This window comes from Micromonospora reichwaldensis, assembly GCF_031845925.1.
Classification (GTDB): Bacteria; Actinomycetota; Actinomycetes; order Mycobacteriales; family Micromonosporaceae; genus Micromonospora; species Micromonospora reichwaldensis.
The window spans coordinates 44564-65474 of the sequence record NZ_JAVRFL010000007.1 but is presented as its reverse complement, the minus strand read 5'-3'; the positions used below and the strand labels follow the sequence as shown (position 1 = coordinate 65474).

Below are 20911 nucleotides of genomic sequence, written 5' to 3'. Positions count from 1 at the left end.
CGCCGACTCAGGCCCGGTCCGGCTGGTTCGGGTCGATCAGCACCTTGGTGTGCTCGCTGCGGCCCGAGTCGAGTTCGTCGAGGACGTCCTTCAGCGACGACAGCCCGAAGGTGCCCGTGTGCAGTGCCGCCACGTCGATGCGACGTGCGGCGATCGCGTGCATCGCGCCCACGAAGTCCTCGTGCTGGTAGGCCAGTGACCCGATCACCGTCAGCTCCCGGCTCTGCCAGTCGCCGTAGCTGACGCTCGAGTTCTCCAGCGGGTAGCCGAGCAGCGCGAGCGTCCCGCCCCGGCGCACGAGCTCCGCCGACGGCTGGAGCAGCGACGGAACGCCGCTGCACTCGTACACGACGTCGGCGCCCATGCCCGCGGTGAGCTCGTTGAGCGCGGCCGGCAGGTCGGCGGGCTCGACCACGTGGGCGAAGCCGAGCTTGCCGGCCAGCGTACGGCGCGCCGCGGAAGGCTCCGAGATGATCATCGGCCCCGCCCCGGCGTTGCGCGCGTGCTGGGCGGTGAGCAGCCCGATCGGGCCGGCGCCCTGGACCAGCGTGGTGCTGCCGTACTCCGCCGCCACCCGCCGCACGGCGTGGAAGGTGACCGTGGCCGGCTCCACGAGCGCCGCCTCCACCGCCGACAGGCCCTCCGGAACCGGGACGACCCGCCGCGCCGTCACCTGCACCCGGGTGGCGAAGGCGCCGTGCGGCGGTGCGTCGGCGTCGACCCCGTTGGCCTCGGCGAACACGGTGTCGCAGTGGCGGGCGTGCCCGGCGACGCACTGGCGGCAACGGCCGCACGCCGGCCCCACCGCGCCCACCACGCGCTGGCCGACCCGCAGCCCGTCCACGCCGGCGCCCACCGCCGAGACCGAACCGGTCCACTCGTGCCCGAAGACCGCCGGCGGCAGCATGTGCCCGTCGGTGTAACCGTGGACGTCCGTGCCGCAGATCCCCGTGTACGTGATGTCGACGGTCACGCGGCCGGGTCCGGGCTCGGTCGCGGACACCTCGCCCGCGCGGAGTTCGCGCGGACCGGCGACCGCGAGGTAGCGACCAGCAGACATACGGGATCCCCCTCGGCGACAGCTCCAGTCTCGCACCCGACCCGCGCCACGGGGCGTCTACCAGCAGATTCGCGCGGCGGGACGTCCCCGATCCGGCCGGGACCCCCGCCGCCGACGGTGGATCTTCGGCCCCGCGCCGAAACATACCTTCATTGCCGGCGGGTCAACATGTAGACAATCTTCCTCGTTCTGTCTATCGTCAGCACCACTTAGCGATGTCCTTCGATTTGAAAGAGGTCGTCAATGGTGCACATGAGACGATGGGCCGGCGTCGCCACAGCCCTGCTGGCGACGGAGCTCCTGGTCAGCGGCACCGCCGTGCACGCCGCCGTGCCCAAGCCGGAGCCGGTGCGGGTGAGCGTCGAGGACGCCGTCACCGCCAAGCTGCGCGCGCAGGTCCAGGCCGCGGAGGCGGAGCACGCCGAGACTTCCGCGGTGGCGCACCCGGAGAGCTCCGAGACCCGGGTGACCGTCACCCGCAGGAACGGCCCGTGGGCCTTCGGCACCGCCGTCGCCGTCACCACCCACGAGAAGGACGTCCATCCGACCGGCGCGATCTTCATCGCCCGTGCCGAGGCCGGCACGTGGCGGGTGAACTTCGACGGCGAGGCCGGGTTCAGCGAGCTGGCCGCCGAGTCGCCCCTGGTCAACAAGCAGGAGAAGGCGGTCTTCGCCCGCACCCCGAGCACCATGCAGGCGGGCGGCGACTATCGGACCGGGATGGCCCTGCCCTTCGCGGTGGGTCAGACGTGGACGCTGACCAGCGGCCCGCACGGCTGGGGCGGCTACGAGGCGCCGTACAGCTCGATCGACCTGGCCGGCGGCGACCAGGTGGTCCGGGCGGCGCGGGCCGGCACGGCGTACACGATGTGCACGGGGTGGATCCGGGTGATCCACGACCGGGGCTACTCGACCGACTACTACCACCTGTGGAGCAGCATCTCGGTCAACGGCGCCGCCGTCGGCCAGGGCGCGTACCTGGGCTACACGGGCACCGACGTCACCTGCGGCGGGGCGGCGTACGGTCGGCACGTCCACTTCGGGCTGCGGCAGAACAGCGCCTATGTCGGCATCGCCGGCCACAGCATCGGCAAGTGGGAGTTCGCCAACGGCGCTGCCGCCTACCAGGGCGGGGCGCGGCACGGCTCGGTCTGGGCCGGCGCCGGCGCCGGCCTCTACAACTACGGGGCGCTGGGCTTCAACCAGGCGGTGGTCGACGCCAACGGTGGGGGCTCGGTGAACAAGCGGTCCGGCCCCGGCACCGGCTACGCCGTGCGGGGATCGGTAGGCGACGGCGCCACGGTCACCGTCTCCTGCTCCGCCAACGGCACCTCCCACGCCGGGCGGTACGGCACCACCGCGCTGTGGAACCGGCTGAGCGACGGCACCTGGGTGTCCGACGCCTACCTGGCGAGCGGGGTGAACGGCCCGATCAACGGCTGGTGCTGACCGGCACCCGACCGAGCGTCGACGCAGGGGTCCCGCCATCTCGGCGGGGCCCCTGCCTCGTGGGCGGCCGGGTGTCGGGCGGGTCAGCCCGGGGCGCCGACGAGGAGAGACTCGTGGCGACTCCACAGCCACCGCAGGTACTGCTGGAGTTCCCCGAGGGTGGCGACCTGCTTTTCGTCCATGTAGGTGAGGATCCGTGTCACCTCCCCCGGCACGAGGTCGTAGGCGGTGGCCCCGGTCTCCGGGACGGGCGTGTCCGGGGAGACGGCCACGGGGACGGGGATGACGGGCAGGCGGAGGTCCTTCCTGTCCAGCGCCTTGAGGACCGTGAGGTAGGCGCGGGTCAGGTGGTAGGGGGAGACGACGAGCGCGAGGCTCGCGACGCCGAGGCCCTGCACCCGGTCGGCGATCCAGGCGGCCTGCCGGCCGGTGTGGGGGGCGGCGCCGGCCTGGAGAAAGACCCCCTCGGCGCGCCGGAGGCCGAGGCCGCGCAGGTGGTCGAGCGTGAGGTCGACGTACGTCTGCTCAGCCGGGTTCCCGTTCGTCACCAGGAGGTGACGCAGCCCCGGGTTCGCCTCCCAGTCGCGGATGGCGTGGCGGAGCCGCCACTCCTCGCCCTGGCCGGTGACCACGACGAGGGCGTCGACGTGGTCGGCGGCCGACCGGGGCAGCGTGAGGATCGCCGTGAGGGCCTTCAGCACGTCCAGGAACTGGCCGGCCGTGAAGCCGGCGAGGTCCTCCTCCCTGACGATCCGAGGGATTCCTCCGTCCGGGTTCGCCGCATGCTCCGCCCTCGTCCGCATCGGACGACGATACTGCGGGAGTCCCCGGCGTGACCTCGGAGAGCTTCGACGCGGCGGCCACCCCGACCGAGCCTGCCGCCGGCCCGCGCGGCAGACCGCACGGGGGAAGGTGCGCGCCCCCGCGTACGCCGTCAAGGATGTGAATCTCGCGCGAGCCGTGACCCTGGAGGGCGCTGGGATGAAGCCGTTCCGCATCGAGATTCCGCAGGCCGACATCGACGACCTGCGCCGACGACTGGCCGACACCCGGTGGCCGCACGAGCCGGGAGCGGACGGCTGGGAACGCGGCGTGCCGCAGTCCTACCTGCGGGAGCTGGCCGACTACTGGGGCAGCGGGTACGACTGGCGGGCGGCCGAGGCGCGGCTGAACGAGTACCCGCAGTTCGTCACGGAGATCGACGGCGCCACGGTGCACTTCCTGCACGTGCGTTCCCCGGAACCGGACGCGACGCCGCTCGTCCTCACCCACGGCTGGCCGGGCAGCTTCCTGGAGTACGTCGACCTCGTCGGGCCGCTGACCGATCCGCGCGCCCACGGGGGTGACCCCGCGGACGCCTTCCACGTGGTGATCCCGTCCCTGCCCGGGTACGGCTTCTCCGGTCCGCTCACCGGGACCGGCTGGGGCGTGCCGCGCATCGCCGGGGCGTGGGCCGAGCTGATGGACCGGCTCGGTTACGACCGCTACCTGGCGCAGGGCACCGACTTCGGCTCCTGGGTGACGGTCGCGCTCGCGGCGGGGGACGCCGGGCACGCGATCGGGGCGCACGTCAACTTCCTCATCACGCCGCCCCCCGGCGACCCGCGCGAGCTGGGCGCGCTCGACGAGGACACCGGCCGGCGGCTCGCCCGGCTGGCCCACTTCGTCGACGACGAGTCCGGCTACATGAAGATCCAGGCCACTCGCCCGGTGACGCTCTCGTACGCCCTGACCGACTCCCCGGTCGGGCAGCTCGCGTGGATCGTGGAGAAGTTCAAGGAGTGGACCGACTCCGGCAAGAGCCCGGAGGACGCCGTGGACCGGGACCGCCTGCTCACCAACGTGTCGCTCTACTGGTTCACCCGGACGGCGGGCTCCTCCGCCCAGCTCTACCACGAGACGGCGGACATGCTCCCGGTCAGCGCCGCGCCGCGGCAGCAGCCCCCGGTGCCGGTGCCGCTCGGGGTGGCGGTCTTCCCGCACGACCCCTCGCAGCCTGTCCGGGCCTGGGCCGAGCAGGCCTTCCCGAACATCGTGCAGTGGACCGAGCACGACCGCGGGGGGCACTTCCCGGGGCTGGAGCAGCCCGGGCTCCTGGTCGACGACATCCGCCGGTTCGCCCGGACCCTCCGCGGGGCCTGAGCCCAGGGTCGCCGGGCCGGAAAGGGCGTCCAGTGGTCCGGGTCGGGGGCCGAACCGCCCCTACCGGTAGCAATGGGAAGTATCGACCGGCGCCAGTTTCCTCATCGACCGGCCGGTGGTTGTACGAGGCGTGACGGCAGCCTCGTACTCCATCATGGCGATCCCGGCCTCGGCGCAGCCTGGCTGGCGGATCAGGTGGGCGGAACGCGAGAACGACCGGCGGCGGCGCGCGTACGACGCGCGGTTCGCGGCCTGGCAGCGGCACCACGACCACCTGGTCCGGCTGCGGATCGAGGCGGCCGGGTTCCTCGGCTGCACGCAGCCGCGTGCCGGCCTGCCGGTGGCGCTCGACGACGACGAGGTCGTCTACCGGGTACTGCCGGTCGCGGACCTGGTCGAGGTGGACGCGCGGCACGGCACCGGGCTGCCCGCCCCGGGCCTGACCGTCGCCACGGACGACGTCGCCGGCCGCGCGCTGCCGAGGGGCGTGCGGGCCCTCGACACGGGGATGGCCGTCGTGACCAGCCGCCGCGTCGCCTTCTCCTCCCCACGCGGGCGGCGGCACGAGTGGAGGTACGCGGACCTGGCGGGGCCGGCGCACCATCCCGCGCTCCCGCTCACCCTGCTGCACGCCACCGACGGGCGGCGGCTCGCCGGGCTGCGGGTGCCCGCCGCCGGGACCGTGAACTTCCGCTTCTACCTCACCCTCGCCTTCGCCGCCGCCACGGGTGGACGGGCCGCCGTCGCCGCGCAGCTCGAGGCGATCCTGGCCGCCCACCGGCGGGCGCGGCCGGTGCCACCGCCGCCGGTCCACCCGGATCAGGCCCCGTCGAGCGGGCTGCGTGCCGGCCCCCGCGCGGCCCTCGCCGCCGCCGTCGTCGCGGTGACGTTCGTGACGCTGACCGCCGTCGGCACGGCCGCGCCGGAGCGGGGCGGTCCGCCGTACCGGGCCGACGAGGGCGCACGGGGCGACATCCCCGCCGCCGCGCCATCGACCCCCACCGGCGCGACCCCCACCGGCGCGACCGCCCCAGCCGTCCCCGGCGAGCCGGTGGCGCGCAGGACGGGCGCGGCGACCTCGGGGGCCGCCGCGCTGGTGCCACCGCTGCCGTGGCTCGCCTGCCCGCGCGGCGAGCCGGACGGCGACGCCGCGCCCGGACCGGGTGACGCGTGCGTGCACATCTCCCCGGCGGCCCGCACCTGGCCCGCGGCCGGACCGCGGCCCGACCCGCCTAGAGGCGGTGCCTGACCCAGACGTTGGGCTCGACGTAGACGGCGTGGTCGTGCGCCACGTCGCAGTGCACCGGCACGAGGGCCCCCGGCACGTGGACCGGCCCGCTGACGTCGAACGGCAGGCCCGTCCAGCGCCGCCAGTCGGCGAGGGTCCCGGCGATCGTCATCGACCGGGTGGCGACGCGCTCGATGCGTCCGCCCGCGCGGACGTGCACCCGTAGCCAGGGGTCGACCGGCAGGCCGTCCTCGCGGACCTGCGCCGCGTACTGCGCCATCGGCAGCTCGGGCCGGGTGTGCTTGCCGCTCGGCCGGACCGGCGCGACGAGCGTGTCGTAGCCCAGTTCCGCGACGGCCTTCCGCATGGCGGCCAGCATCACGGCGGACAACCCGGTGCCGCGCCGGTCGGGCCGGATGCAGATCTCCAACGCCGAGACCATGTTCGTGTCGGCGCCGGTCAGGCGGTTGACGGTGGCCCGCTGGATCATCCGGTCCCAGCCGCCGTCGGGAAGCTCGGACTCCGTCCAGCGCAACGGCACCGCGTACGCCCGGGCGACCGCGCGGGCGGGGTCGGCGGGGTCGACCGCGGCGAACACGAACTCGGGATACAGGTCGTGGGCGACGCCGTAGTACACCGTGCCCATCGGGTCCCACAGCATGAACGGCGGCCACGCCCCGTCGAAGTCCTCGTCGAGCGAACGGCCGAGTTCGGGGCGGTCCGCCAGGCACACGATGTCGAGGGTCACGGCGGAAACCTAGAGCGCCGGGGTCGCCACGCGCACGTCGATTTCGGGGCCTGTGCGGCGGGTCACGGCCGCCCGGACCGACCCGGCCGGGCGCTGGCCGGTACGCGGGCGTCCGGTCTATGGTGGCGCCGTGACCGCCCCCGGCCCCTCCCGGCAGCCCCGCACCGCGGCGCACCAGGAGTTTCCCGCCCCGTCGCGGACCACCGCGACGACCGGACCGCGGGCCCACCTCGTCGCGGGGGCGATCGCCCGTCGCCTCGTCGTGCCGTCGGTCGTCCGCGTCCGCCGGGGCGCCGTCGCGCCGATCGTCGCGCCGCCGACCCGGCGGGCGCCTCGTCAGCGCCGCCCGCCGCCACCCGTCCGAAATCCACAGGACCGGCACCGGCGGGCGGAGCGCATCAGCGCTCCGCCCTTTCTTTTCGTTCCGAGCAGGGAGAAGGACCGATCGTGTACGTCGTGAACAGGCAGGCCGAGCTGGGGGTGCTCCGGATCGTCCTGGAGGAGCAGTACGAGCGGCACAGCATCCAGTTGGCGCTGCTGGACCGGCAGGCCCGACGGCTGCGCTCAGACGGCGCCGATCTTGCGGCGGCCTCCGCCCTGACCGCCGCCACGCGGCGGGCCCTGGGTGACATCGCCCGCGCACTGCACTACCTGGAACAGGGCCGCTACGGCACCTGTGGAGGGTGCGACCGCGACATCCCGATCGAGGAGCTGGCGCATCGCCCGTCGACCCGGCTCTGCGCCACCTGCCAGCCGGAGCCTCGTCGGCGTACCGGCGACGGCTGCGACTGTCGCCGGTAGGGCCGCCACCTGTCGTCGGCGGCGCGTTCCGTCGAGGGACACGGTCGGCGCGGCGGGTTCCCGGCGCCTCGGCGGACAGCACGGCGCCGGCCCGCCAGGAGGGCGGGCCGGCGCCGTGGGACGTGCAGGTCAGCGGATGCGTCGGCGACCGTAGGCGCCGGCGGCGATGGCGACACCGATCGCGGCGAAGACGACCTGGAGGGCCAGCTCGATCCAGTCGATCCCCTTGGTGTCGTCGACGCCCAGGGCACCGGCGACGAGGGTGCCGAGGATCGCCGCCACCACACCGATGAGCAGTGTGAGCCAGATCGGGATGTTCTGCTTCCCGGGAACGACCAGGCGGCCCAACGCCCCGATGATCAGGCCGATGATGATGGCAGTGAAGAAACCGGTGACTTCCACGTGGAGCCGTCCTTCCGGGAGAGTTGTCGTCGAGCTGCGGTGTTGCCCCCGCCGGAAGGGCGGTGAAACCACTCCCGGTCACTTCCACAGCTTCTTCATACAACTGTCATGGAGTCGGGTACGAAACGTCATCGGCGTCATCCGACGCACGCCGCGCCGGCCCCTCCTCGACCCCGGGCGGGCGCCCGTCAGCGCAGCGGGTCGAACGGGCGCAGCTCGACGGGCTGCCCACCGCCGGTGATCTGCTCGGCGAGCAGCTCGCCGGTGAGCGGGCCGAGGGTGATGCCCCACATGCCGTGGCCGCCGGCGGCGAAGACGCGCGGCGACCTGGTCCGGCCGATCAGGGGCAGGCCGTCCGGGGTGCAGGGCCGCGAGCCGACCCACTCGTCGGTACGGGTGTCCAGGTCGGCGCCCCGCAACAGCGGTCGGGCGGCCTCGGCGATGGCCGAGACGCGGCGCCGGTCCAGCGGCGCCTCGGCGCTGCGGAACTCCATCATGCCGGCGACGCGCAGCCGGTCGCCCAGCGGCGTGCAGGCCACGCGCTGCGCGGGGAAGTAGACCGGGCCGGCCGGCAGGTGCTCGATGGCGACGCTGAAGCTGTAGCCGCGGCCGGCCTGCACGACGGTGCGGACGCCGAAGCGCCGGGCCAGCTGGCCGAGCCAGGTGCCGGTCGCCAGCACCACCGCGTCGTAGCGCTCGTCGGTGCCGGCGGAGGTCACCACCCGGACACCGGCCGCCTCGTCGCGGACGTCCAGGACGTCCACGCCGGCCCTGACCGCTCCGCCCCGCGCGCGGACCGAGTCGGCCAGGGCGTGCACGTACTGGCCCGGGTTGACGTAGCGCTGGTCGTGCAGCCGGATGGCGGCGCCGATCGTGTCCGACAGCGAGGGCTCCACCTCCCGGGCCTCGGCCCCGGTGAGGACGTCGAACTCGATCCCCTGGCCCGCGGCGTGGATGTGCGCCAGTTCGTCGAGCAGGACCGACCGCTCGGCCTCGGTCCGGTACGCGGCGAGGAACGACTTCGCCTCGTGCGTCGGCGCCGAGACCCCACCGGCGGTCAGCGCGTCGAACGCCGCCAGCGCCCGCCGGTTCATCGGGATGAGGGCCCGCATCGCGCTCTGCCACTTCGACGCCGTGCTGTGCCGCGCGAAGCCGGCCAGGAACCGCAGCAACCGGGCGTCCGCGCGCGGCGGCACGTAGACCGGCGAGGACGGGCTCAGCACGGCGCGCACCCCGTACCGCAGCACCGCCGGCTCCGGCAGGGGAGTGGTGATGCCGGGGGTGAGCCAGCCGGCGTTGCCCCACGACGCGCCCGCCGCGACCCCCGTACGGTCGAGCACGGTGACCCGGACCCCCCGCTCCTGCAGGAACCAGGCGGTGGCCAGCCCGACCATCCCCGCGCCGACGACGGCGACGTGCTGGGGGGCGGGCACTGACTCGACGGGGGACATGGCGTCTTCTCCTTCGGGCGCGACAGGGATCGGGGCCAATCCTGTCCCCACCGGGCCGGGAGGTCATTGTCCGTTCCGGCCAAGGATCGCCCAGGTCATTGGCCCTGCCGGACAAGATCGGGGCACAATCGCGGCATGCTCACCGTGGCTGGCGTGGTGGACGCGGCCGGCGCCGCGTTGCTCAAGGTCGTCGTCCCCGCCGACGAGGCGGAGGTACGCGACGTGACCCTCGCCGACGACGCCACGACCGGCCAGAGCGGTGACCTCGTCCTCGGCGCGGGCGTCGCGACCCCGGAGCAGGCCCTCACCGTCGTCGCGCGCTGCCAGGAGGCCGGGGCGGCCGGCCTGGTGCTCAAGCCTCCGCTGGCCGCGCATCCCGACGTGACGTCGGCCGCCGCCGAACGGCGCCTCACCCTGGTCGAGCTTCAACGTCACGGCTCCTGGGCCCAGCTCGTCTGGCTGCTCCGCGGGATGATCGACCGGGCCGTCGCGCCCGGCTCGCCGGAGACCGGGGAGCCCGGCGTCTACGACGAGCTGTTCGCCCTCGCCGACGCGACCGCCGCCGTCGTCGACGCGCCGGTCACGATCGAGGACGCCCAGTCCCGGGTGCTCGCCTACTCGTCGCGCCAGGACCGCACCGACCCGGCGCGCGTGTCGACCATCGTCGGCCGTCGCGCCCCCGGCAACGTGATCGCCCACTTCCGCTCCCGTGGCGTCTTCCGCAAGCTCGCGACGGGCAGCGAGCTGATCTTCGTACCGCAGGGGCCGGACGGGACGTTGCCCCGCCTCGTCGTCCCGATCCGCGCCGGCGGCGAGCTGCTCGGTTCGATCTGGGCCGTCGTCGAGGGCCCGGTGCCGGAGGGGCGGCTGCGCGACCTCCAGGGCACGGCGTCCGTGCTGGCCCTGCACCTGCTCCGCCTGCGCGTGCAGGCCGACGTCGCGCGCCGGGTGTCGGCCGACCGCCTGCGGGCGGTCCTGCGGGCCCCCGGCGGGCTGGGTCGGGAGGAGCTGGCCCTGCCCGAGGGGCCGTGGCGGGTCGTCGCCCTCGGCGCGCACGGCGGGACGGGGGAGATGGTCGACAACCTCGCCCTGTGGGAGTCGATCACCCGCCGGCACGGCTGGCGCCAGCCGCTGCTCGCGGACGTCGGGGACGTCCTGTTCGCCGTCCTGGTGGACGAGGGCGCCGCGCCCGGTTCGCGGCGGTGGATGGAGAAGCTGGTCCACGACGTCGCCGTGCAGGACCCGGGCCTGTACGCCGCGTCGGGCGGCGTCGCCCGGAACCTGGCGGACCTGCCGCGCTCGCGCGCCGAGGCGGCGGAGCTGCTCGCGTTGCGCGGTCCGCACGGGCAGCGGGGCCCGGTGCTGCGGTTCGAGGACCACTGGGCGGAGCTGGTCGTGCACCGGGTGGTCGGCGCCGTGCCGGGCGTCGACCTGCTGCTGGGCGGCCCCCTGCCCGGTCTCGTGGCGCACGACCGGGAGCACGGCACCGACTACGTCGCCACCGTCGCCGCCTGGCTCGACCAGCAGGGCGACCCGCAGCGGGCCGCCCGGCAGCTGCACGTGCACCCCAACACGCTCCGGTACCGGCTGCGTCGCCTCACCGAGGTCGTCGCCGTGGATCTCGACTCGCCGCGCACGCGGCTGGCGTTGCAGATCCAGCTGGCGGCGCTGCGCCCCACGCCGACCGCGCCCCGTCCGGTGGCGTAGGGGCCCGCCCGGCGGGGACAGCCGGCCCCGGCGTGCGGCAGCCGTGAGGCGCTCAGGCGAGGCGGTGGTCGAGGGCGGTGTGGCGACGCCCGGCCCCGACGGTGCGGACGGCGGCGGCGAGCGCGCGGCGGGAACCGACCAGGACGACGAGCTTCTTGGCGCGGGTGACGGCGGTGTAGAGCAGGTTGCGTTGCAGCATCATCCAGGCGCTGGTGGTCAGCGGGATGACCACGGCCGGATACTCGGAGCCCTGCGAGCGGTGGATGGTCATGGCGTACGCGTGGGCCAGCTCGTCCAGTTCGTCGAAGTCGTAGTCGATGCTCTCGTCCTCGTCGGTGCGTACCGTCAGGGTCTGCTCGTCGGTGCTGAGAGCGGTGACGATGCCGACGGTGCCGTTGAAGACGCCGGCCTGGCCCTTGTCGTAGTTGTTGCGGATCTGGGTGACCTTGTCGCCGACGCGGAACACCCGTCCGCCCAGGCGGCGTTCGGGCTGCCCCTCGCGTGCCGGGGTGAGCCGCTGCTGGAGCAGCGTGTTCAGGGCCGCCGCGCCGGCCGGGCCGCGGTGCATGGGGGTGAGGACCTGGACGTCGCGGCGCGGGTCGAGGCCGAAGCGGGCGGGGATCCGGGTGCAGGCGACGTCGACGGTCAGGGCGGCGGTGGCGTCGGTGTCGTCGCTGGCGAACATGAAGAAGTCGCTGAGGCCCTGGAGCAGCGGCGGCTTGCCGGCGTTGATGCGGTGGGCGTTGGTGACGACCCCGGACTCCGCGGCCTGGCGGAAGACCTGCGTCAACCGGACCCGGGGGATGACCGGGGCGGCGAGCAGGTCGCGCAGGACCTCGCCGGCGCCGACGGAGGGCAGCTGGTCGACGTCGCCGACGAGCAGCAGGTGCGCGCCGGGCGGGACGGCCTTGACGAGCTTGTTGGCCAGGATCAGGTCGAGCATGGAGGCCTCGTCGACGACGAGCAGGTCGACGTCGAGGGGATTGTCCCGGTCGTGGCTGGCCTCCCCGCCGGGGCGCAGCTGCAACAGCCGGTGCACGGTGGCCGCCGGGTGCCCGGTCAGCTCCGACAGCCGCTTGGCGGCGCGGCCCGTCGGCGCGACGAGGGTGACCTTGGCCCGCTTCGCGGCGGCGAGTTCGACGATCGAGCGTACGGTGAAGCTCTTGCCGCAGCCGGGCCCACCGGTCAGCACGGCGACCCTGGAGGTGAGGGCGAGGCGGACGGCCTGTTCCTGCTCGGGGGCCAGCTCGGTGCCGGTGCGGGCCTTCAACCAGGCCAGCGCCCTGCCCCAGTCGACGCCGGTGAAGTGGGGCAGCCGGTCGGCGCGGTCGTGCAGCAGCCGCAGCAGGGATCCGGCGAGGGACTGCTCGGCGCGGTGGAACGGCACCAGGTAGACCGCCGCCGTCGGCTCGCCGTCCGGCCCGGGCAGCGTCTCGCGGACCACCCCCTCCTCGCCGACGAGCCCGTCCAGGCAGGTGGTGACGAGGTCGGCGGGCACATCGAGGATCCTGGTGGCGTCGGCGACCAACTGACCGTCGGGCAGGTAGCAGTGCCCGTTGTCGGTGGCCTCGGACAGGGTGTACTGGAGGCCGGCCTTGACCCGCTGTGGGCTGTCGTGCGGGATCCCGACGGCCTGCGCGATGGTGTCGGCGGTCCTGAAGCCGATGCCCCACACGTCGCCCGCCAGCCGGTACGGCTCGTTCCTGACCACCGTGATGGAGGCGTCGCCGTACTGCTTGAAGATCCGCACGGCCAGGGAGGTGGACACGCCGACGCCCTGGAGGAAGACCATCACCTCCTTGATGGCCTTCTGTTCCTCCCACGCCGAGGTGATCTTCGCGGTGCGCTTCGGTCCCAGGCCGGGCACCTCGACCAGGCGGGCGGGCTCCTCCTCGATCACGCGGAGGGTGTCGAGGCCGAAGTGGGCGACGATCCGCTCGGCGAAGACCGGACCGATGCCCTTGACCAGCCCGGAGCCGAGGTAACGGCGGATGCCCTGGATCGTGGCCGGCAGGACGGTGGTGTAGGAATGCACCTCGAACTGCCGGCCGTACTGGGGGTGCGACGACCACCGACCGGACAGGCGCAGGCTTTCCCCTGGCTGGGCTCCCAGCAGCGCGCCGACCACCGTGAGCAGGTCGCTGCCGTGGCCGGTGGCCACCCGGGCGACGGTGTAGCCGGTCTCCTCGTTGACGTAGGTCAACCGTTCGAGCACCGCGTCCAGGACGGCCGACGGCGGGCGGGTGGGGGCAGTCACCCGCCCATCCTGCCTCCCGCCGACGCGACGGCGCCCTCGGCCCGGCCGCGTGCCCGGCCCGACCGGGATGCGGGCGGCGGTGCCCGGATCCACCGCCACCCGGGCGGCGGTGCGCCGGCTCGCGGTCCGGTCCTCACGGTGCCCAGGGCGCGGCGACGTTCCAGGTGCTGTCCGCGCTCCACAGGGTGGGCGTGTCGTACGCCGCGCCGCCGGCACCGTTGCTGAGCCATACCTCCGAGTTGAAGTGGCGCAGGAACGAGCCCCGGAAGTTGTACGACTCCAGGGAGACCCCGCCGCCGGTCAGCCCGGTGCGGGCGCACCAGGTGGCGTCGGCGCGCATCAGCGCCGAGCCGTCGTTCGGCGAGTTGCGGACCCGGGACGCGGCGTGCCGGAGGTACTGCCCCGGGAAGTTGACCGACTCGAAGGAGTAGCAGGTGGCGTCGGCCAGCCCCGCCCGGATCGTGTAGGTGGCGTCGCTCCTGAGCAGCGCCGTGCTGCCCGAGTCGACGACCTCGGTGTAGGCGAGGCTGTCCTGGTGCCGCAGGTACCGCTGCGTGTGTCCGGGCGTGGTCACCTGCAACGACCGTCGCGTGTTCAGCGGCAGTGCGACCGGCTGGTTGTCGCCGAGCGACCTGGACGCGTCGATGAGCGCCTGGTTGGCCGCCCGGACCCGGGACTCGACCATCTTGACGATCCGGCGGTCGTAGGTGAGGAAGCCGTTCAACTCGCCTTCGACGTCGGTGATCTCGGTGTAGACCGAGGCGCTGAGGCCCTTGCCGAGCATCAGGTTCCGGGTGCCCTGCACCAGCCCGACGTACCGGTCGGTGAGGGCGGTGGAGTTCGGCTGCCACTCGTAGGCGAAGAAGCCGCCGCTGGGGCTGTACTCGTGCCCCGGCGTCCGCAGGCCCAGGCCGCCGAACTCACCGAGTACGGCGACCCGGGAGGCCGACGGGCTCGGCGAGGCGGGGCCGAGGTACATGTGCCAGTCGTCGATGTCCCCGTTGCCCGGGTCGCCGAGGGACTGGCAGCAGTTGTGGCCGCTGTGCACGTTCACCAGGCGGGTCGGGTCCTGGTTCTTCACGTTCTGGCCGACCCGCCGGGTGTCGGCGAGCGCGCGCTCGCCCCAGCCCTCGTTGTAGACGGTGTAGGCGACCACGGCCGGGCTGCTGCGGTGTTCGTCGACGATCTCCCGCGCCTCGGCCTCGAACTGGGCCTGCTGGGCGTTGTCGGCGTTGATGTCCTGCGCGGTCATCGAGGGGACGTCCTGCCACACCAGCAGGCCGAGGCGGTCGGCGTGGTAGAACCACCGCTGCGGTTCGACCTTGATGTGCTTGCGGACCATGTTGAACCCGAGGTCCTTGTGTTTTTGCAGGTCGAAGGCGAGTGCCGCGTCGGTGGGGGCGGTGTACAGCCCGTCCGGCCAGTACCCCTGGTCGAGGGTGCCGGCCTGGAACACGAACTGGCCGTTGAGCTTCGGGCGCAGCACCCCGCCGACCATCCCGGTGGTGATCTCCCGCATGCCGAAGTAGTGCGTCGTCCGGTCCGCCTGGGCGCCGCCCGCGTCGCGCAGCGTCACCCGTAGGCCGTAGAGGAACGGATCGTCCGGGGACCACCGGCGGGCGTTCGGCACCGGCACGCTGAAGTCGGTGAAGCCACCGGTGGCCGAGCCGACCAGCGTGGTCCCGTTCAGCGCCTCGGCCAGCACGCTGTGTCCGGTGACGTTCCCCCGGGTGGACACCCGCACCCGTAGCGTGTTGGTGGACAGGTTCGGATACACGTCGACGCCGCTGATGGACGCGGTCGGCACCGGCTCCAACCAGACGGTCTGCCAGATGCCGGAGCTGGGGGTGTAGAAGATCCCACCCGGGGTCCTGGTCTGCTTGCCGATCGGGGGGAGGCTGCCGTTCTGCCGGCTGTCCGTGGGATCCCACACCTTCACCACGATCTCGTTCGTGCCGCCCACGAGATGTGGCGTGACGTCGAACGTGAAGGCGTCGTAGCCCCCGGTGTGCGCGCCGACCTGGGCACCGTTGACCCACACGGTGCTCTGCCAGTCGACCGCTCCGAAGTGCAGCAGGGTCCGGCGGCCGGACCAGTCGGCCGGCACGGTGAAGGTGCGTCGGTAGAACAGATAGTGGCGGTTGTCGTTCGCGGCGCGCCGCACGCCGGACAGGGCGCTCTCCACCGGGAAGGGCACGTTCACCCGCTCGGGGAGGTTCGTGCCGAACTGCGGGGCGTCGTCGGTGGCGGACTGGCGCAGTTGCCACTCGCCGTTGAGGTTGAGCCAGTCGGGCCGGGTCATCTGCGGCCGGGGGTACTCCGGCAGGGGCGTACCCGTGAGGGCCTGGCTGGTCCACGGCGTGGTCAGCGGGGGCGTCTTCGCGGGCGCCGCCCGGGCCGGGGACACCGTCGTGAGCAGGGCGGCCAGCAGGGTGAGGGCGGCCGCCAGCGGCAGGGTGCGGATGCGGGCGCGACGTGTCATGCCGTCTCCGGTGTGGACGGGTCGCGCGGGCGCGGGGCCCGTGCGACGGACGGGAGTTCTTCAGGCCTGCGCGGGATGAGGGCCGGGGCGACCCGCGCGGGTCGCCCCGCCCCGGGCGTACGGTCAGCTCGTCGGCTCGACCCAGATGTTGCGGTAGTGGACGTTGAGGCCCGGGTCGCCGTGGTCCTGCAGCCGGATCGGCCCCACCGAGGGTCCCTCCGGGGCGCCGTTGCCCGTGGGCCCGTTGATCACCGCGTTGTCGTGGACGGTGACGCCGTTCCACACGACCGTGACCCGGGCGTTCTCCGTCTTGACCCCGGCGCTGTCGAAGCGGGCCGCCCGGAAGGTGACGTCGTAGGTCTGCCACGTCTCCGGTGCGCCGGCCGCGTTGACCGATGGCCCGATCTTTCCGTAGATGGCGCCGCCCTCGTCGTTGGCCGGGGTGGTGTCGCCGAAGGAGTCCAGGACCTGGAGTTCGTAGCGGTCCTGGAGGTAGATCCCGCTGTTGGCGCGGGCCTGGCCGGTGACGTCCGGCGGGAGGTTGGGCAGCCAGAACTCGACGTGCAGCCGGAAGTCACCGAACGCGCGCCGGCTGCGGATGTCGCCGCCGAGGACCTCCACGCCGCCCTTGGCCAGCGGCCAGGTGGCCGGGGTGCCGTTGGTGCTCTCGAAGTTGTCGAGGTGGGACCCGTCGAGCAGCGTGACGCGGCCGGTGTCGCCTGCGGGGCCGTGGGCCTCGAACTCGTAGATCCGGGCCGCGTTGTCGGAGGTGCTGGTGGCCTTGGTGACGTTCAGCCGGACGTATCTGGCCTGGGTGGGGGAGAAGTCGTGGGTGGTGGTGTTGGCCGTGTTGGCGGTGACGTTCGTCGTGGTCGTCCACGAGGTGCCGTTGGTGCTGGTCTGGATGGTGAAGTCGCGGGTGTTCCAGGCGGTGTTCTCGCCGCCGGCGCCGGCGTGGCGTACGACGAAGCGGTTCACGCTGCGGGTGGTGTCCAGGTCGACCTGCAACCACTTGGTGGTGCCCGTCGAACACCACTTGTCGCGATTGCCGCTGGTGGTCGTCCCGTTCACGGCCCTGGCCGGGCCCTCGGTGGCCGAGCAGGAACTGTCGGCCGTCGCCGCCCTGCCCAGCGCGAGGTTGACGGGCGGCTGCTGACCCGGGATGGCATTGAGCGTGTACCAGACCTCGGTGCTCCACAGCGACTGGCCGTTGCTGGCCGAGAACGGCCGGGGTGAGCGGACGTGCACGACCCGGCCGGGCTTGAGGCCGTTGATCGCCAACGTGACGGTCTTCCCGTCGGCCGACAGGGTGGCCGAGGAGACCGACAGGGTCTCCTCGTCGATCTTCGGCCCGCCGTACGCGGCCGTCGCCACGTAGCGCCACTGCTTGACCCGGTACCTGGAGGCCAGCGCGGCGGCGGTCGTCGCCGACAGGGGCTGGGTGTACTCGATCTGGAAGCCGTTGGGGGTGGCCCGCATCGTCCGCATGTCGAAGTTGTTGCCGCCGTTCGGGGCGATCTTCTGCAGGCCGTAGCTGAGCTTGCCCTCCTGCCCCCAGTTGCCGCCGCCGTGCAGACCGCCGGTGTAGATGGCGCCGTCGGGCCCGACGGACACCTCGGACACTCCCGCCTCCAGGCCCTGGGTCATCCGGAACAGCGCGCCCTGGTACTCGCCGTTGACCTTCTCCAGGTACGCGCGCTGGAGCCCGCCGTAGGTGACGTCGCCGATGAGCATCTGCCCGGCGAACGGGCCCTGGTTGAGCATGACCGGGGTGCTCGGCGAGTTGCCGATCTCGTTCTGCGGCAGCCAGAGGACCGGTTGGGTGACCGGGTTGTTGTCGAACGGGCCGGCCGGGTTCATGTAGTGGTTGAAGAAGCGGCCCTGCTTGACGTGCACGAGCTTCGACGACGGCAGCCAGCCGCCCTGGTTGTCGGTGACGAAGATGCCGCCCTCGGGACCCCAGCCGATGCCGTGCGGCGTGCGCAGGCCGCCGGCCACGTAGTCGATCGCGCCGGTGCTCCGGTTCACCCGGATGGTGGTGCCCCGGTTCGGGGCCGGCTGCGGGTCGGTCGTGGCGCCGCCGTAGTTGATGGAGACCGAGAGGTTCAGGTAGAAGTAGCCGTCCCGGTAGAGCAGGCCGAACCCGAACTCGTGGAAGTTGCTGCCGAACGGCCAGGTGGCGACCGTACGGTACTGGTCGGTCACCCCGTCACCGTTGGTGTCGTTGAGCTCGGTGAGTTTCGCCTTCTCCGAGACGTAGATCTTCCCGTCGACGATCTTGAGCCCCATCGGCTCCTGGAGCCCCGTCGCCACCCGCTGCCGGGTCACCTGGCCGGGGCTGGTGCTGCCGGTGACGTTGCCGAGGATCCACACCTCGCCCACGGTGGTCAGTGAACCGCCCCAGGTGGCCACGGCCAGCCGGCCGTCGGGGAACCAGTCGAACCCGGTGACCTGCGGCTGGAAGCCGCTCGGGCGCAGGTCGGTCAGGGTGTAGTTCGGGTGCACCGACGTGAGCGGCAGCCCGTCGCCGGGGGAGTCGCCGCTGGCCTCGCACTCCTTGCGGCCGGGCGCGGTCACCCGGACGACGCCGGCGTCGGTGCTCAGCGCCGAGGTGGGGACGGTCACGAACGTGCTGGAGCCCGGCGTACGCCACTGCAACGTGAGCTGCTGGCCGCCCGTACGCTCGAAGTGCTCGATGCGCAGGGAGTGGTATCCGGCGGTCAGGTCGACGGCGCCGTCCTTCGGTTCCGGGCCGTGCGCGCCGTCGTGGTCGACGATCAGCGTGTCGTCGATCAGCAGGCGGGAGCCGTCGTCGCTGATGAGCCGGAAGGTGTAGCTGCCGGCCTGGGTGATGTTGACGTTGCCCAGGACGTGGACCAGGAAGTGGTCCTCGATGCCGAAGTCGGCCGCGCTCGTCCAGTCGACCGTCGGCATGAGCTTGTCGACGTTCGGTGTCTGGCCGGCCTTCAGGGTGCAGAGGTTGTTGAGCGGCACCTGCAGGTCGAAGACGCGCAGGGTGACACCGGGTTCCTGCGGCGGCGGAGCCGCAGCCGCGCTCGGCGGGGACAGCCACAGGCCGGCGAGGGCGACGACAGCGGTGAAGGCGCTTGCGAGGGGCACGCGTGCTCGTCGGGACGATCCGAGCATTCTTCTCCTCCAGGGGAGCGGGACAACGACGTACGTTGTCGCGCGGCGCTCGGGCTCAGCGGCGGGCCCGGACATCGAACGGACATCGTTGTCATGTCCTGATGGTTGGCCTGGCACGCCGCTGCCTGGTGAAGGCAACACTATGATTCTTAAATCTAAATGTCTAGATGTTTGTGCGAGATCGTCTGAACTTTCGTCCGGGCGGCCAAAAGTCGGCAACGCCGGACGGCGCCACCGGTGGTGCCGCCCGGCGGGACCCGCCCGCTTGCGCCTGGTTACCGGCGGGCGGCGTCGACGCCGTACGGGGCGACGAAGACCTTGTCGGCCTGGCCGACGGCCTGGGCCTCGAGCGCCTGCGAGACCTTCTCCAGCGGGAAGAACGCCGGCCGCAGCCGGTCCAGGCGGAGCGTCGGCAGCATGCCCACGGCCCGGTGGTGGGTGTACGGGTTGATCACCGCCCCCACGATGGTCAGCTCGCGCGCGAAGACCTCGTTGGGGCGTACCCGGGCCTCCTCGTCCGGCCGGGCGACACCGAAGACCAGGATCCGGCCGCCTCGGCTGGCCATGCCGATCGCGGACTCCAGCAGGTGCGCCGAGCCGACGGCGTCGACGACGTACGGGAAGCCCAGGCCGTCGGTCATGTCCCGGGCCGCCGCCCCGCTGGCCGGGTCGGTCGGATCGAGGGCGGCGTCGGCTCCCATCCGCAGCGCGAGGTCGCGGCGGTCCGGGCGGGGATCCATGACGACGACGGGGGCGAGCCCCCGGGAACGGGCCAGCGCCACCATCATCGCCCCCGCCGGGCCGGCGCCGTAGACGAGCACGGGCAGGCCGGAGCGGGGCGCGAGCTGGTCCATGCCGTGGATGCAGCACGCGAGCGGCTCGGTGAGGGCGCCGATCCACGGTGGTGTGTCCGGGGGCAGCCGGTAGGCGATCCGTGCCGGCACGACCATGCGCTCGGTCATCCCGCCGTCGAGCCGTACGCCGTAGCCCCGCTTGGCGTCGCAGAGGTGTTCCTGCCCCAGCCGGCAGTACGCGCAGGCGGTGCAGTAGTCGTGGGGCTCGACGGTCACGAGGTCGCCGGGCGCGAGCCGGTCGACCCCGGGTCCGACCTCCCGCACCCGTCCGCAGACCTCGTGGCCCAGCACGACCGGGCGGGCCGCCGGGAAGCTGCCGCCGACGATGTGGCCGTCCGTGCCGCAGACCCCGACGGCCAAGGGCTCGATGGCCACCTCGCCGGCACCCGGGGCGCGCGCGGGCAACTGCTCGACGCGTACGTCGCCCGGACCGTGGCACCGCACGGCGGCGATCGTGCGGGCGTCAGTAAGCGGCACGAAGCAGCTCCTTGAGTCGGCGGATGTGCGCCCGGGCGGCCTCACCCGCGGCGTCGGGATCACCCGAGCAGAGCGCCTCGAAGATGGCCTGGTGGTCGGCGACGGCCTGGGCCATGCCGCCGGTGAGGCTGGTCGAGCGCATCGCGATCAGGACCCGGCTCTGGACGCCGTCGAGCATCCGGGTCAGCACCGGGCTCTGCGCGGCCTGCCGGATCTCCCGGTGGAACGCGGCGTCGAGCTCGATGTGACGGGCGAAGTCGCCGTCCTCCGCGACCTGCCGGTGCTCGGTGAGCAGGGCGAGCAGGCGGCGGCGCAGCGCCGGGCTGTAGCGCTGCGCCGCCAGCCGGGCCACCGCCCACTCCAGAGCCTCGCGGGCCTCGTAGAGGCTGACCAGCTCCTCGCCCTCGATGCGGGCGACGACCGCGCCGCGGTTGAGGGTCTCGCGCGCCAGCTCGTCCTGCACCAGGCGGATCACCGCGTCGCGCACGGGGCTGCGGCTCACCCGGAACTCCTCGGCCAACGCCGGGACGCTCAGCCGGGTGCCGGGCCGCAGCTCGCCGGAGATGATCCGGTCGCGCAGCGTCCGGTAGAGCAGCTCGCCGACCCGCTCACCGGTGTGCGGGTCCGCCTCCTGCGCGGGCGCGGTGGCGGGCGCCGGCAGCGTCGCGGCGGGGGGCCGGGGCGGGGAAGGTGGCGTCACTGGTGT

At 73.2% G+C, this 20911-nt stretch carries 15 protein-coding genes; 5 read left to right on the top strand and 10 right to left on the bottom strand.

What is annotated here, in order from left to right:
• Nucleotides 1–7 precede the first annotated feature (7 nt).
• Nucleotides 8–1060, bottom strand: coding sequence for a zinc-dependent alcohol dehydrogenase (locus RM555_RS07830; protein WP_311411089.1), 1053 nt, complete (start codon nt 1058–1060; stop codon nt 8–10).
• Between the two features lie 252 nt (nt 1061–1312).
• Here RM555_RS07830 and RM555_RS07825 point away from each other — a divergent pair, with 252 nt between their 5' ends.
• Entirely contained in the window at nt 1313–2509 is a 1197-nt protein-coding gene (locus RM555_RS07825) for a peptidoglycan DD-metalloendopeptidase family protein (RefSeq protein ID WP_311411088.1), read from the top strand.
• A gap of 83 nt (nt 2510–2592) precedes the next feature.
• Here the strand turns inward: RM555_RS07825 and RM555_RS07820 are convergent, their stop codons facing one another.
• Entirely contained in the window at nt 2593–3312 is a 720-nt protein-coding gene (locus RM555_RS07820) for an ElyC/SanA/YdcF family protein (RefSeq protein ID WP_311411087.1), read from the bottom strand.
• A gap of 178 nt (nt 3313–3490) precedes the next feature.
• Here RM555_RS07820 and RM555_RS07815 point away from each other — a divergent pair, with 178 nt between their 5' ends.
• Complete coding sequence (locus RM555_RS07815) at nt 3491–4651, top strand: epoxide hydrolase family protein (RefSeq protein WP_311411086.1); 1161 nt, start codon at nt 3491–3493, stop codon at nt 4649–4651.
• 130 nt (nt 4652–4781) lie between these two features.
• On the top strand, nt 4782–5900 hold the full coding sequence (locus RM555_RS07810; protein WP_311411085.1) for a hypothetical protein: 1119 nt from the start codon (nt 4782–4784) through the stop codon (nt 5898–5900).
• On the opposite strand, the gene RM555_RS07805 is transcribed toward RM555_RS07810, so the two are convergent.
• Entirely contained in the window at nt 5884–6627 is a 744-nt protein-coding gene (locus RM555_RS07805; protein WP_311411084.1) for an N-acetyltransferase, read from the bottom strand. The two genes, RM555_RS07810 and RM555_RS07805, sit on opposite strands and share 17 nt — an antisense overlap.
• Nucleotides 6628–7083: 456 nt before the next feature.
• On the opposite strand from RM555_RS07805, the gene RM555_RS07800 reads away from it, so the two are divergent.
• The gene (locus RM555_RS07800) at nt 7084–7428 is read left to right on the top strand and encodes a TraR/DksA family transcriptional regulator (RefSeq protein ID WP_311411083.1); all 345 of its coding nucleotides are present in this window, start codon (nt 7084–7086) and stop codon (nt 7426–7428) included.
• 129 nt (nt 7429–7557) lie between these two features.
• Here the strand turns inward: RM555_RS07800 and RM555_RS07795 are convergent, their stop codons facing one another.
• Both RM555_RS07795 and RM555_RS07790 read right to left on the bottom strand, forming a co-directional pair.
• A complete protein-coding gene (locus RM555_RS07795) occupies nt 7558–7830 on the bottom strand; it encodes a GlsB/YeaQ/YmgE family stress response membrane protein (RefSeq protein WP_311411082.1) in 273 nt (90 codons plus the stop codon).
• Nucleotides 7831–8018: 188 nt separating this feature from the next.
• Nucleotides 8019–9281 (bottom strand): NAD(P)/FAD-dependent oxidoreductase, encoded by a 1263-nt coding sequence (locus RM555_RS07790; protein ID WP_311411081.1) that lies wholly within the window; start codon nt 9279–9281, stop codon nt 8019–8021.
• A 135-nt stretch (nt 9282–9416) separates the two neighbouring features.
• On the opposite strand from RM555_RS07790, the gene RM555_RS07785 reads away from it, so the two are divergent.
• A complete protein-coding gene (locus tag RM555_RS07785) occupies nt 9417–10988 on the top strand; it encodes a helix-turn-helix domain-containing protein (protein ID WP_311411080.1) in 1572 nt (523 codons plus the stop codon).
• A 52-nt stretch (nt 10989–11040) separates the two neighbouring features.
• Here RM555_RS07785 and recD2 read toward each other — a convergent pair whose 3' ends face one another.
• The 5 genes from recD2 to RM555_RS07760 all read right to left on the bottom strand — a co-directional run bounded on the left by recD2 (nt 11041) and on the right by RM555_RS07760 (nt 20905).
• Complete coding sequence (recD2, locus tag RM555_RS07780) at nt 11041–13245, bottom strand: SF1B family DNA helicase RecD2 (protein ID WP_311411079.1); 2205 nt, start codon at nt 13243–13245, stop codon at nt 11041–11043.
• A 133-nt stretch (nt 13246–13378) separates the two neighbouring features.
• The gene (locus RM555_RS07775; protein WP_311411078.1) at nt 13379–15727 is read right to left on the bottom strand and encodes an AbfB domain-containing protein; all 2349 of its coding nucleotides are present in this window, start codon (nt 15725–15727) and stop codon (nt 13379–13381) included.
• 123 nt (nt 15728–15850) lie between these two features.
• Nucleotides 15851–18847, bottom strand: a complete 2997-nt coding sequence (locus RM555_RS07770; RefSeq protein ID WP_311411077.1) for a family 16 glycoside hydrolase — start codon at nt 18845–18847, stop codon at nt 15851–15853.
• 302 nt (nt 18848–19149) lie between these two features.
• Nucleotides 19150–20205, bottom strand: a complete 1056-nt coding sequence (locus RM555_RS07765; RefSeq protein WP_311411076.1) for an alcohol dehydrogenase catalytic domain-containing protein — start codon at nt 20203–20205, stop codon at nt 19150–19152.
• Nucleotides 20192–20905 carry a GntR family transcriptional regulator gene (locus RM555_RS07760; RefSeq protein WP_311411075.1) on the bottom strand — a complete coding sequence of 238 codons (714 nt, stop codon included), beginning with the start codon at nt 20903–20905 and terminating at the stop codon, nt 20192–20194. The genes RM555_RS07765 and RM555_RS07760 overlap by 14 nt, the downstream gene beginning before the upstream one ends.
• Nucleotides 20906–20911 lie beyond the last annotated feature (6 nt).

Coding starts and splice junctions, on each gene's coding strand:
- RM555_RS07830 (WP_311411089.1), bottom strand. CDS start 1,060: ATGTCTGCTGGTCGCTACCTCGCGGTCGCCGGTCCGCGCGAACTCCGC.
- RM555_RS07825 (WP_311411088.1), top strand. CDS start 1,313: ATGAGACGATGGGCCGGCGTCGCCACAGCCCTGCTGGCGACGGAGCTC.
- RM555_RS07820 (WP_311411087.1), bottom strand. CDS start 3,312: ATGCGGACGAGGGCGGAGCATGCGGCGAACCCGGACGGAGGAATCCCT.
- RM555_RS07815 (WP_311411086.1), top strand. CDS start 3,491: ATGAAGCCGTTCCGCATCGAGATTCCGCAGGCCGACATCGACGACCTG.
- RM555_RS07790 (WP_311411081.1), bottom strand. CDS start 9,281: ATGTCCCCCGTCGAGTCAGTGCCCGCCCCCCAGCACGTCGCCGTCGTC.
- RM555_RS07785 (WP_311411080.1), top strand. CDS start 9,417: ATGCTCACCGTGGCTGGCGTGGTGGACGCGGCCGGCGCCGCGTTGCTC.
- RM555_RS07775 (WP_311411078.1), bottom strand. CDS start 15,727: ATGACACGTCGCGCCCGCATCCGCACCCTGCCGCTGGCGGCCGCCCTC.